The sequence below is a fragment of the Aquimarina aquimarini genome, from assembly GCF_900299535.1.
GTDB classification, from domain to species: Bacteria; Bacteroidota; Bacteroidia; order Flavobacteriales; family Flavobacteriaceae; genus Aquimarina; species Aquimarina aquimarini.
Window position 1 is genome coordinate 1 of sequence record NZ_OMKE01000021.1, and the last position, 12755, is coordinate 12755.

The following is a 12755-nucleotide window of genomic DNA, read 5'->3' on the forward strand; positions in this document are numbered from 1 at the left end:
GGGCGTACTGGCTTAACAGGGAGAACAGGATTAACTGGACGTACTGGTCTTACAGGACGCACTGGTTTAACGGGTAGAACAGGATTAACTGGACGTACTGGACCAACTGGACCTAGCTACATTGAAAGCGTTACAAATACAATTGCAGGTAACAGGATCGCCACAGTAAACTTTACAGGAGGAACTGTAGTTGATATCGATGAAACTGTAACTAATCTAAATCAAAATACAACAACAGGTGTAATTACACATACCGATGAAAGTACTGGTACACAAACAGCTAATGTTGTGAGTACAAATACTGGAAATCAGATTACAGTAGGTACTGATGGAGGAGCATTCTTTGCAAGCCCTGTAAAGGCAATGGGGAAAGTAGCAGGTAACGGAACTGCATTTAAAATAATGAATGCAACAGTGTCTAGAATAAATGAAGGTGATTATCAAGTAACATTTACAACACCTATGCCAGACGATAATTATATTATACAATTAGCAACGATTGATTGTGGTGGTGATTGCCCTGGTAATAGTGGAGCAGATTATGATGATCCTGGTATTTCATATTATAATCAAACTGCTTCTGGATTTAGAATCAATATTGGAGATAGTGATAATGGTGCAAATCAAAAGGATGATATCGATCTAGAATTTATGTTCACCGTACTTGACTTTTAACAACAATTACTCAACTAATAAAGCAAAGTCAACTTACATAAGAATAAAGTTGTAAATGATAAAAATTTTGATGATGAAAAAATTACCCCTAACACTATTTTTATTTTCTATTTGGTCAACAGTAATCTTTGGTCAATTAGATGCAAATTCACTAATGGGTTTGCCAACTGCCACAGACATGGCCGAAATAAATGGTATTGCCAGTCCACAAATTGGCTCTATTGTTTATAATTTAGGAGATGAAGAAATCTACCGTTATACTGGAGTTACCAATGGGTGGTTAGCTGCTACAGACGATCAACTTGATTCTGAAGTAAATCTAGCTACCCCTATAGATGTAGATCAATCTGGAGAAGCAGCTCCTACTGCAGAAACTAATGTACAAGAGGTTATTCAGGCCATTGCTCCTATTACATCTGGAGCAGCTAGGGTTTTTTACCCTCCTTCTATTGAAGTTCCTGTTGCTACAAACGGTACATTTACTTTAAATCTATATACACAGTATACAGCTCAGTTTTCATCACCTACAGCAACGAGCCCTTCTGCTCCGAACATACCTGTATATGCTGCAAATGAGCTACATTACTATGTAACTTTTGCTGACCCTAGTGTTTTTAATACTTCATCAATGAGTATTGATGCAAATGGTGTTCTTACATATACTGTAATTGGACAACCAGTGGACTTCAACACCCTAATTAATGTGGTGTTTGTTGTAAAATAATTCAACACTATCTAAACCTTAATGAAAAAATATCTACATAATAGATTTCTGATTATACTTTGTATGTTAGTATTCGGGAGGTATGCTTCTTATTCTCAAGCACTTATAGAGATTGAGGTCAACTGGCAAGCATGGTCATCTGAAAACAGAGTTACTTTTAGAAACCCTTCTAGTACCCCGATACTACCTACAATATGCAATCCTTTCGATTGTTTTAATGGAGCATCAAATACGGCGTATAACAATATTGGTACTCCCCAGGCTTATGCTGGTGTGCCATATGGAACTGGATACACTTTACTATTAGAGGATTGGTTTGGTGATGGCTGGAATGGAGCTGGAAGTTATGTAAGAGTATATCAAGACGGTGTATTAATTTTAGAATCATTTCCGAATTTTTTCACAAATACCACTCTTACATTTGATATTATTCAACCAATACCAGAAATAACTATAGATGATATTTCGGTTGATGAAGACCAAGGGACAGCCACATTTACCGTAACACATACAGGTATAGATACTGCAGGTAGTTTTACTGTTGACTTTACAACGACTAACAACTCTGCTACTGCTGGAACAGATTACATAACAACAAATGGGACTTTATCATTTTCTGGAACTGCTGGTGATACAGAAAGTATAACAGTTCCAATATTAGATGACATTAGTACAGAGGGGGATGAGACTTTCTTTGTTGACTTCTCTAACATAAGTGATTTATCTGTAGATATTACAGATCAGGGAATAGGAACAATTGTAGATATTGAAATAGAAAATCCAAGGCCTTATGAAGAACGTTTTTCTGTTAATGTAAGAGGAAATTTTGATATGATTGGTAATACAAATCTTATTTGTGTAGCCAATTGCCCAGGAACTCCTACTTCAAACAATCCTTCTGTAGTAATGGGATACGCCAGTGTAGATGCTTCCACAATAAATTCCAGTAGCTCTGACTTTACTTTACCCGCAGGAGCTACTGTAAGCTGGGCAGGATTATATTGGGGAGGAACATATAATTCTACTTTTGGTGGAATCACTAATCCTGATCCCACATTAAGTCTTCAACAAGTAGAATTTAGAGAGCCTGGTGCAGGAGGTTATACTACTGTTGATGCAAGTGTTACAAATATTGAAACTGCAAACTTTGCTGGTTGGAATACCTTTATGTCCTTTGCCAATGTAACCTCTATAGTTCAAGCGGCAGGATCAGGAACGTACACAGTGGCAGATATACCTCTAACTACTGGAAGTGCATTTACAGGACCTAATGGTGGATGGACAATGGTAATAATATTCGAAGATCCTTCTGATATTACACGTAGTGTAAGTATCTGGGATGGCTTTGACTTTTTTGGGTTTGGAGCAAATTCTGCTTTTACAGTTACAGGGCTATTAACCCCATCAACTGGAGCCTTTGATACACATGCAGGATATTTTGGATTTGATGGTGAAGCTAATCAAGTAGGAGATTTTGTTTCTATAAATGGTACAGCTCTTGCTAATGGTTTAAATCCCGCAAATAACACTTTAAATAGTACCATATCAAAGTTTGGAACTGATGTAGGTGGCAGAAGTCCTAATTTGGGTTTTAACTGGGGAATAGATATTGATATTTTTGATGCTTCTGGACTTGTACTTAACAATGCTACTACACTCAATGTAGGATTAGGAAGTGCTAATGAAGGAATTTGGGGGGGTGTTTTTGCTGTATCTACAGAAGTAGCTTTCCCTGCAGTAGCTAGTAAAAACTTTTCACCAACAACTATTGGATATGGTGAAGAATCTACTGTAACAATTGTATTAGAAAATCCTTCTACTGGAGTGGATCTTACTAATTTATCTATTACAGACAATTTACCCTCTGGAATGACTATTTCAACCTCACCAAACGCAAATAGTTCTTGTGGAGGAACCATTAATGCTGTTTCAGGGTCTGATAATTTTTCGGTTTCAGGAGTTAATCTACTTGCTGGAAACTCTTGTACATTTACATTTGATGTAATTGGAACAGAGTTAGGTAGTCTTGACAATACCGTATCATCGGCTGATATTACTAATGACCAAAATATTCCTTTGGCAGGTACTACCACAGGAACCCTTAATGTAATCGTAAAAACAGTTGTTACAAATCGAAGAATTACATATCGAGTTAATAATTAGAATAAAAACATCTATGAAATTAACAAATAGTGCCCATCAAAGAGTCAATCAGCACTAGTTTAAAAACAAAACACAAAGATCTTACTAATAGTCATTTATCTTTCATAAAAAAACTTACTAATTTTAATTATTTCATCACATCATTCAATATCAATTAATTAATTTTCTTATGTTTGTCAGTTAAATAATATTTTTCTAAACGGGTATGTTTTAATCGAAAAATACGTTCATTTAATCGGAACAAACACGCTCTTTATCGATATTATTTTACTTTTTATCACTAAAAACCATTGATTTTCAATAAAAAAGAATATATTTGCCATATCAGATTTACTGTAAAACCGTAAAACCAATACTGCCCCAATATATTTATGAAGAGAATTATTCTTATTACCGTTTGTTTTTTATCTCATGTAGCCATGGCACAGCAGGCTTTTCACAATTTTGGAGATATCCAAATGCATGACGAAGCAAAGATAGGTTTTCATTCTGATGTAATTAATGATGGAGACTTTAATCAAAACTTAGGTCTTGCTGGTTTTTATAATACTACTGGTGACCTTACCGTATCTGGAAATAACCGTCCTGTATTTTATGATGTAGAAATAGATGTTATAAACGATTTGTTTTTAGAAATTGCAGTAGGTGTTACCCATTTTCAAGAATTTATAAATGGCAAAGTACAAACACCAAGAGATAGACGTTTTGTTTCTTTAGATTATATTAATGACTCTCCATATTTAGGTGAAAACGATGAGCGATATGTAGATGGTTATGCCTCTATCACTGGGCAACTAGATTTTACTTTTCCAATTGGAGATGATTTCAGACTGCGCCCAATGCGTATTGACTCACAAGCTGCTACAAACACAGCAAGAGGAGCTTATTTCTTTGAAAATCCAAATACCCCTAATTTTTTCCCTGGAAGTTTCAATACTGATAATTTTGGTAACACATTATTTGCTGTAAGTTCTTTTGAATTTTGGGATCTTGATGGAGCTACTGAAACTCGAGTAACCCTTACTTGGGATGATAACAGTAACATCCCTACTCTAGTGGATTCACTTGATGACCTTAGAGTTGCTGGGTGGGATAGAAATCTAGAACAATGGGTAAGCCTAGGAAATTTTGCTACATCTGGAAACTTAGATAATGGCGAGATTACTTCTGAACTTATTATCCCAGATAATTATGTAGTATTAACATTTGGTAGTTCTGAAATAATACTAGATGGTGATCTTGAAATATTCACGGCTGTTTCTCCAAATGGAGATGGTGTGAATGACACTTTTACAATTCAAGGTATTGCTCAATTTCCAAATAATGAACTTACTATTTTTAATAGATGGGGAGTTGAAGTTTATCACAAAAAAGGATACAATAACACATGGTCTGGTATCTCTGAAGGAAGAGCTACTATCGCCAAAGACGAAGAACTACCAGTAGGTACTTATTACTATGTACTTAAAATTCATGATCAAAAAGATCGAGCTGGATATTTATACATTAATAGATAAATTCACCAAAAAATCTTGTTATCAGGATTATAAATAATACTTCACACTCAAAAAGGCTACTAGAGTAAACATAATACTTGTCAAATAATACATAGTAAATTCAAAGTTATGTTGTAATTGTTTTTACAATCCAAATAACTACAAAAACTATTATTAAATGAGAAAAATAGTATTTCTTTTATTAATTCTACCTAGAATCGTTTTTAGTCAAATCGATGAATTTTCAGTAATGGGACTCCCTACAGCTACTACTTCTGCTGAAATGAATGCTGTTACTGCCGCGTCTATTGGCTCCATGCTTTACAATATTGAAGAAAGTAAAGTTTTTGTATTTGATGGCACAACCTGGGTATCGACCAGTAATGATAATTGGCTCATAGATGGTAATACAGGACTTCCCTCCTCTTCTTTTCTAGGTCACATTGATGATGTAAAAATGGAGATAAGATCAAACAATCTTCCTTTACTACAATTTGGAAGAAGACAAACTCTAGGTCTGGTTCAAACATTCCCTGATTATACTGATAATGATCAACCTCTAATGTATATTAATGGAGACGGAAATACTGCAGCATTACAATTTGCTGCTTCTGGGGCTTCATTTTATAAACCCATGTTTTTTACCACAGCAAATGGAAATTTCAGATTAAAAGGAAGCACAGGAAGAACAGATTTATTCGAAATAGGTTCAGCAGGACCAGCAAATGATGGAAAACTAGAATTTATTATTGGAGATGATGGCCCTGAACCTATGGTATTCAAAAGATATGATTACAGACGAGGGCAATTTCATCGAGAATTTTTTAGAGTACAAGGTAGCAACAATACGGCTGATGCAACTACTCGATTTGGGATTAACCTTAATCCACAAGAAGTGCCAGTAGATAGTGATTATAATGATCCAACGACTGGTTTCAATATAGCAAATTCTACCTTACAATTAGAAGGTTCTTTTTCTACTTCAATTCTAAGCACTACTACTAATTTAACATTGACAGAAAATCACCACACAATACATATCACTGGCGCACATACTATAACACTACCAAATCCTAACACCTGTCAAGGAAGAATTTATATTTTAAAAAATAGTACTAATACCAATAGAACAATTAGTACATATCGTGATTTATCTAATTCAAATCAAACAATCATCGCTAGCACCTCTGTATTATGGATTAAAAGTGATGGTACAAATTGGCAACAAATTAGTCCAAATGCCTCATCCTCTTCATCTAATTCTGTAGAGGGAGAAGAAAGTTTGCGCATGATGAGAGGTAATATTAATCCAAATGGATCCATTGCGCAGGGAACTGGCTTTACTATTACAAAAATAGGAACTGGTAGATATCGAATAAATTTTTCTACTGCATTCACAGGAATACCGAGTTTAACAGCTACTGCTGGAGATCTAAATGGAGTTTTGGATGATAATATTGTAGATATCTCTCAAATATCTACTAGTCAATGTACTGTCAGCACCTTGGATAGTAATGGGAATTTTTTTGAGGACTCTTTTTTCTCTTTTATAGTTTTAGGTCCCCGCTAACAACATCCTATTTCTCAAAGTATAAGAGTAAACTTAAACCATCAATACCTTTCAGTTGGTCACCTACATTTCAATAGTTATCACTCGTTCAATCTGGATTATATCAACCTAATTTGAAATAACTATCATCTGAATTGAATTCTCAAACAACTATTTTTTTATTCATAATTCCATTTATACAATGAACTACCAAGTATTACTCTACTATGTTATTTGAACAATGATTCATCTAGTAATAGTACAACAATGTCAAAATTCCTCTTTAAAATTTTGCAAAATGTTAAATTCACATGATGCTTTTCTACGAAAATAATTATACATTTATCATCAATGATAAAAACACTTTTTTTAAAACATAAGAGCTAACTCTTTAATACTATTATAATCGTTTCAGAAAGAGTTTTTAATTACTACAAAAAATATAAAAAAACATAAATCATTTAATAAGATGAAAGAAAAATCAGGAAAAGTACAGGATTTGATTGATAAAAAATTTCTTGAAGAACGCAGTATATTTCTTTGGGGACAGGTAGATGATAAATCAGCTAAGCATGTTATCGATAGACTTATGTATCTTGATATGATAAGTAATGAAGAGATTAAGTTATATATCAATAGTCCAGGAGGATATGTTACCTCTGGTTTTGCTATGTATGACACTATCAAAAGTATAAAAAGCCCTGTATCTACTATATGTACTGGACTTGCTGCATCTATGGGGTCTATTCTCTTAAGTATTGGTGAAAAAGGGCGCAGATTCATTCAACCAAATGCAAAAGTAATGATTCACCAACCAAGCGGAGGAGCAAGAGGTCAGGCTTCTAACATAGAAATTCAAGCTGCAGAGATATTAAAAACTAAAGAATTAAGCGCTCAGATTCTTGCTGATAATTGTGGCCAAGATATTGATAAGGTTTTAAAAGACTTTAATCGTGATTATTGGATGGACGCTCAAGAATCATTGGAGTATGGGATTATAGATGGAATTCTTGAATAATAGATTCTAAATACAATTACAGCAATTAACATTTATGGTAAGAAGAGATTTTATCGGCATGAGCATTCTAGCAACGATTGGAGCTTCATTATCTTCTTTTTCTATGCTACAGTCAGATTTTTCAAAAGATGATCTAATGGGAAAAAGCAATCCTTCTCTTTTTGGAGATGGGTATAAGCTTCGAAAAGAAGCATATGATGCTTTTCTAAAAATGAAAGCTGAAGCACTAAAAAGTGGATTCAAAATAAAGGTAGTTTCTAGTTACAGAAATTATGCGCATCAAAATCGAATCTGGGAACGTAAATACAAAAAGTTTACAGCTGAAGGGTTATCCCCTATCAAAGCAATACAAAAAATTGTAGAATACTCTACAATACCAGGTACATCTAGACATCACTGGGGTACTGACCTAGATATTGTTGATGGCAATGCGCCACAACCCAGAGGACTTCTTCTTGCCAAAAATTTTGAAGGTGATGGCCCTTTCTGCAAATTCAAAGAATGGATGGATCAACATGCTAATTCTTTTGGTTTTTATCTTGTATACACAGATAAACCTAGCAGAAAAGGGTTTAAATATGAGCCTTGGCATTACTCTTATGCGCCACTTTCTATTCCTTTATTAAAATCGTACCGAAAATTAGATATTGCAACAGAGTTAAAAAAAGCAAAACTTATGGGCAGTACTTTCTTTACAGCTGATTTTATAGAAAGATATATTACAGAAAATATAAATGACATCAACCCAAAATTACTTTAAAACATATAGTCTTTCAGAATTATATGCTATCCAAATAATCTTATAACACCCCATAAAATGAACACCTCTTTAATCAAACGTTTTTGCATCTTTATTCTTATAAGCATAGCCGTTTCATGCTCTAGCGATGATGACACGGCTGCTGATAATAATATCCCTAATGAAATCTCTATTACCGATGAAATTCTAAAACTAGTAAACGAGTATAGACAAAGTAAAAATCTTCCTGCATTACAGAAAAACGAAACAGCAGAGCAACTAGCTATAGATCATACACGACATATGATTTCTCAAGGCATTATTGGACATGACAATTTTGAAGATAAATTCAACACCCTTAAAGAAAAAGAAAATGCTACTGGAATAGCTGAAAATGTAGCTTCAGGGCAAAATTCAGCTCAATCTGTTGTCACCAGCTGGATAAACAGTCCACCTCACAGAAAAAATATGGAAGGAAACTATACCCATATTGGTATTGCCGCTATCAAAGATGAAAAAGGCAAATATTATTATACTCAAATTTTCTATAGGTAAATTTTGTAAAAACCTATATCCCGTTTATGAATCTGACACTTCTTCATCACATATCTACCTGTAATTAAAACCATTAAATAGTCAATTTAACATTTTATTAGCTAGCAATTTTTATATTTACTAACTTTAAATTTGACATCAAAAATAATTACTCATGAGACGTGGTGGTTTAAAAATCAGAATTCTTATAGGGTTAGCAATTGTAGCTTTTGCTTTTTTCAAAAAATGCAATAACAAAACAATGAACCCCTATACAGATCGAGTACAAAATATAAATATGACTAGCGATCAGGAAATTGCTATCGGATTACAAAGCGCCCCTCAAATGGCGCAACAACACGGTGGTTTATACCCTGATCAAAAACTACAAAATTATATTGATAAGATTGGTAACAAACTGGTCAATTCGAGTATAGCAAAGCAGACTCCTTATAAATATGAATTTCATTTATTGTCTGACCCTAACACCATTAATGCTTTTGCATTACCTGGAGGTCAAATATTTATAACATATGCCCTGTTATCCAAATTAGAAAATGAAGACCAAGTTGCTGGCGTATTAGGTCATGAGATTGGTCATGTTCTTGGTCGACACTCTGCAGAGAGAATAGCAGAACATGAATTCTGGAAAACTATATCTACAGGAGCTTCGGTTGGTGCAGATGCAGGAGGTATTGTAAATAGTATTGGTCAAAATGTATTATTAGGCAATGGTCGTGATGATGAGTTAGAAAGTGATAACCTAGGAGTATTATTCATGATTAATTCTGGATACAATCCTGAAGAAATGATTGGGGTAATGAAAATTCTGAAAGCTGCTGGAGGGCCAAATCGTACTCCTGAGTTTCAAAGTACACATCCCGATCCAGAAAATCGAATAGAAAAAATAAAAGAAGCTATACAAGAACATCGTAAATAAAAAAATGCTGTTTGTTTCTTTAAACAAACAGCATTTTTTTATTAAAACTAATTAAGGAGATATTATGACATCTCTTTTAGAAGAGCAATTGCCTCCTTGGCGTTTGATAATTCTGCAAATTTCATTGCAGTATACCCTTTAGCATCTTTCGTTTTTACATTAGCTCCTTTTTTTATAAGCATTTTAATAATTTCTGTACGGTTGTATCGTGCAGCATACATAAGCGGTGTCATCCCATCTGATTTTTGGTTTACATTGCTTCCGTATTCGATTAGTTTTTTTACCATTTCTACCTCTCCTTTTACAATTGCCATACAGAATGGACTAGTGCTATAAGAATTTAGTTCGTAATTGTGATGAGAATCCGAAACTATCTTTGTTTCTTTATTAGCAAAACTAATAGTAGTAACACACATAATTAGTAAGGTTGCAAAAATTGTTTTTTTCATGATGAATTGATTTTTAATTTATTTTGATTGACGTATTATAGGTAAGACATCTATCTTTTATACTTTGTTACAGCCATCATATCAAATAACATAATTTTAACCTTTTCTCTTAAAACGAACTTTGCATTTACAAGAAATCATAAAGCAAAAAAAATCCGCTAAACATTAGATGTTTAGCGGACCCACATATTTAGATTAATTACGAAGGTTTTACTTCGCTTTAAGCTCCATCAATAAAGATTTTGCATCTTCGGCACCAGAAATTTCTGCATATTTCATTGCCGAATACCCTTTATCATTTTGGGTAGAGATTTTAGCGCCATTAGCAACTAAAAGTTTAATTATTTCTAACCGGTTGTAACGAGCAGCATACATAAGTGGTGTCATTCCTTCTGAGATTTTATTTACTTCAGAACCTAATTCAACCATTTTTTTAACCATTTCATAGTCTCCTCTTACAATTGAAATACAAAAAGGAGAAACATTAGTGATTTCTGTTTTGGCAACCTTATAGCTACTCAGATCTTTTACCGGGTCAATTGCAAAAACAAGACTGACCGTCATACACATTACTAAAATTGAAAGCTTTTTCATTTGTTTTTTACTTTTACAATGTTTATTTATTAATTGTGTTTTAATTTGACAGCGCAAATAAATTACATTATTCTTACAAAAAACACATAAATCTTAAGAATAACTTATTTTTAACCTTACATACACAAATTCGTTAATGATTTCACAAAAACTACATTTTAAACAATGTTTTCAAAACATATAATTTACATAGGATTAATCATTGCTTTTGTATGCTCTTTCCTGAAATTGTAACTTTGTTTCTTGTTTCATTTTTTAAAAATTTTAGAAACAAAATAATAACCAACCAAAAACTTAATTTTAAGAGTACATTATGAATAAAAAAGTAATCCTAATGATTCTAGATGGGTGGGGTACATCTCCTGACCCAAAAGTATCGGCTATCGATCATGCCAACACTGAGTATATTGATAGTCTATACTCAACATACCCTAATGCTTCTTTACGCACAGATGGTCTTCATGTAGGGCTACCAGATGGGCAAATGGGAAATAGTGAAGTAGGACATATGAATCTGGGAGCTGGTAGAATTGTTTATCAGGATTTAGCCAAAATCAATATTGCAGTAGAAAACAATACTCTTAAAGATGAGTCTACACTCAAAGATGCTTTTCGCTATGCAAAAGAAAACAATAAGAACATTCATTTACTAGGCTTAGTAAGCGATGGCGGTGTTCATTCTCACATCAACCACATCAAAGGATTGCTTGATGCTGCACATTCTTATGAGCTAGACAATGTTTTTTTACATGCCTTTACCGATGGTCGTGATGTAGATCCTAAATCAGGAAAAAAGCATATTGAGAATATTCAAAATCATATGACTAAAACGACTGGTAAACTAGCTTCTGTAATAGGTCGTTATTATGCTATGGACAGAGATAAAAGATGGGAGCGTGTAAAATTAGCTTACGATCTCTTGGTGAATGGTGTCGGAGAATCAAGTACAGATGCATTAAACAGTATCCAAAATAGTTACAATAATGATATTACTGATGAATTTATCAAACCTATTTTACTAGAGGAAAACAATGCTCCTGTAGCTACAATACAGAATGATGATGTTATAATTTTCTTTAACTTTAGAACAGACCGTGGACGAGAATTAACAGAAATGCTTTCTCAAAAGGATATGCATGAGTATAACACTCATAAATTACCCTTGTATTATGTTACCATGACAAATTATGATGAAAATTTTGAAGGGATTAATGTCATCTATAATAAAGATAACATCACCGAAACACTGGGGGAAATTATTTCTAATGCAGGAAAGACCCAAATTAGAATTGCAGAAACCGAGAAATACCCACATGTTACCTTCTTTTTTTCAGGAGGGCAAGAAGAACCTTTTGAAGGAGAATCCAGAATACTACGCAACTCTCCAAAAGTAGCCACTTATGATTTACAACCAGAAATGAGCGCCTACGAATTAAGAGATGCTTTGGTACCAGAATTACAAAAAGCAATGGTTGATTTTGTGTGTTTAAATTTTGCTAATGGAGATATGGTTGGTCATACTGGTGTAATGGATGCTGCAATCAAAGCCTGTGAAGCAGTAGATCAATGCGTAAAAGATGTCGTAACTGCAGGCCTAGAAAATCAATACTCTATCATTCTTATTGCTGATCATGGTAATTGTGAGACGATGATTAACCCAGACGGCACACCACATACTGCGCATACCACTAATCCCGTTCCTTTTATTATGATTGATAATGAGAAGATTGATGTAAATAATGGTGTTTTAGGAGATATTGCTCCTACAATTTTACACCTTATGGGAATTAAAAAACCAGAAGCAATGACTCAACACTCATTATTAAAATAAGTGAAGTGTTATATACTGAAACCTGTTTTATATAATTATAGTA

12 protein-coding genes are annotated in these 12755 nt (G+C 33.7%); 10 read left to right on the top strand and 2 right to left on the bottom strand.

Features of this window, described 5'->3' with window-relative positions; translation table 11 throughout:
* From DG508_RS21185 to DG508_RS10715, 9 genes are all read left to right on the top strand, one after another.
* The coding region (locus DG508_RS21185) for a hypothetical protein (protein WP_199912779.1) at positions 1-675 on the top strand (675 nt) is incomplete at its 5' end.
* A 73-nt stretch (positions 676-748) separates the two neighbouring features.
* Positions 749-1399, top strand: coding sequence for a hypothetical protein (locus DG508_RS10680; RefSeq protein WP_234418218.1), 651 nt, complete (start codon positions 749-751; stop codon positions 1397-1399).
* 21 nt (positions 1400-1420) lie between these two features.
* Positions 1421-3562, top strand: coding sequence for a DUF7933 domain-containing protein (locus tag DG508_RS10685; protein WP_108868129.1), 2142 nt, complete (start codon positions 1421-1423; stop codon positions 3560-3562).
* Between the two features lie 371 nt (positions 3563-3933).
* Positions 3934-5079 carry a gliding motility-associated C-terminal domain-containing protein gene (locus tag DG508_RS10690; RefSeq protein WP_108868130.1) on the top strand — a complete coding sequence of 382 codons (1146 nt, stop codon included), beginning with the start codon at positions 3934-3936 and terminating at the stop codon, positions 5077-5079.
* A gap of 157 nt (positions 5080-5236) precedes the next feature.
* Positions 5237-6628, top strand: coding sequence for a hypothetical protein (locus DG508_RS10695; RefSeq protein ID WP_108868131.1), 1392 nt, complete (start codon positions 5237-5239; stop codon positions 6626-6628).
* A 421-nt stretch (positions 6629-7049) separates the two neighbouring features.
* Positions 7050-7625, top strand: a complete 576-nt coding sequence (locus DG508_RS10700; protein ID WP_255409465.1) for a ClpP family protease — start codon at positions 7050-7052, stop codon at positions 7623-7625.
* A gap of 34 nt (positions 7626-7659) precedes the next feature.
* Positions 7660-8385, top strand: coding sequence for a M15 family metallopeptidase (locus DG508_RS10705; RefSeq protein ID WP_103866680.1), 726 nt, complete (start codon positions 7660-7662; stop codon positions 8383-8385).
* Between the two features lie 57 nt (positions 8386-8442).
* Positions 8443-8919, top strand: a complete 477-nt coding sequence (locus DG508_RS10710) for a CAP domain-containing protein (protein WP_108868132.1) — start codon at positions 8443-8445, stop codon at positions 8917-8919.
* A 154-nt stretch (positions 8920-9073) separates the two neighbouring features.
* Positions 9074-9838: a M48 family metalloprotease gene (locus DG508_RS10715; protein WP_108868133.1), complete on the top strand. Its 765-nt coding sequence runs from the start codon at positions 9074-9076 to the stop codon at positions 9836-9838.
* 62 nt (positions 9839-9900) lie between these two features.
* Here the strand turns inward: DG508_RS10715 and DG508_RS10720 are convergent, their stop codons facing one another.
* Both DG508_RS10720 and DG508_RS10725 read right to left on the bottom strand, forming a co-directional pair.
* Positions 9901-10287, bottom strand: coding sequence for an ankyrin repeat domain-containing protein (locus DG508_RS10720; RefSeq protein WP_103866677.1), 387 nt, complete (start codon positions 10285-10287; stop codon positions 9901-9903).
* Between the two features lie 210 nt (positions 10288-10497).
* Positions 10498-10881, bottom strand: coding sequence for an ankyrin repeat domain-containing protein (locus DG508_RS10725; protein WP_108868134.1), 384 nt, complete (start codon positions 10879-10881; stop codon positions 10498-10500).
* Between the two features lie 313 nt (positions 10882-11194).
* On the opposite strand from DG508_RS10725, the gene gpmI reads away from it, so the two are divergent.
* Positions 11195-12712, top strand: a complete 1518-nt coding sequence (gpmI, locus tag DG508_RS10730; protein WP_108868135.1) for a 2,3-bisphosphoglycerate-independent phosphoglycerate mutase — start codon at positions 11195-11197, stop codon at positions 12710-12712.
* Positions 12713-12755: the final 43 nt, after the last annotated feature.

Coding starts and splice junctions, on each gene's coding strand:
- DG508_RS10680 (WP_234418218.1), top strand. CDS start 749: ATGAAAAAATTACCCCTAACACTATTTTTATTTTCTATTTGGTCAACA.
- DG508_RS10685 (WP_108868129.1), top strand. CDS start 1,421: ATGAAAAAATATCTACATAATAGATTTCTGATTATACTTTGTATGTTA.
- DG508_RS10690 (WP_108868130.1), top strand. CDS start 3,934: ATGAAGAGAATTATTCTTATTACCGTTTGTTTTTTATCTCATGTAGCC.
- DG508_RS10695 (WP_108868131.1), top strand. CDS start 5,237: ATGAGAAAAATAGTATTTCTTTTATTAATTCTACCTAGAATCGTTTTT.
- DG508_RS10705 (WP_103866680.1), top strand. CDS start 7,660: ATGGTAAGAAGAGATTTTATCGGCATGAGCATTCTAGCAACGATTGGA.
- DG508_RS10710 (WP_108868132.1), top strand. CDS start 8,443: ATGAACACCTCTTTAATCAAACGTTTTTGCATCTTTATTCTTATAAGC.
- DG508_RS10715 (WP_108868133.1), top strand. CDS start 9,074: ATGAGACGTGGTGGTTTAAAAATCAGAATTCTTATAGGGTTAGCAATT.
- DG508_RS10720 (WP_103866677.1), bottom strand. CDS start 10,287: ATGAAAAAAACAATTTTTGCAACCTTACTAATTATGTGTGTTACTACT.
- DG508_RS10725 (WP_108868134.1), bottom strand. CDS start 10,881: ATGAAAAAGCTTTCAATTTTAGTAATGTGTATGACGGTCAGTCTTGTT.
- gpmI (WP_108868135.1), top strand. CDS start 11,195: ATGAATAAAAAAGTAATCCTAATGATTCTAGATGGGTGGGGTACATCT.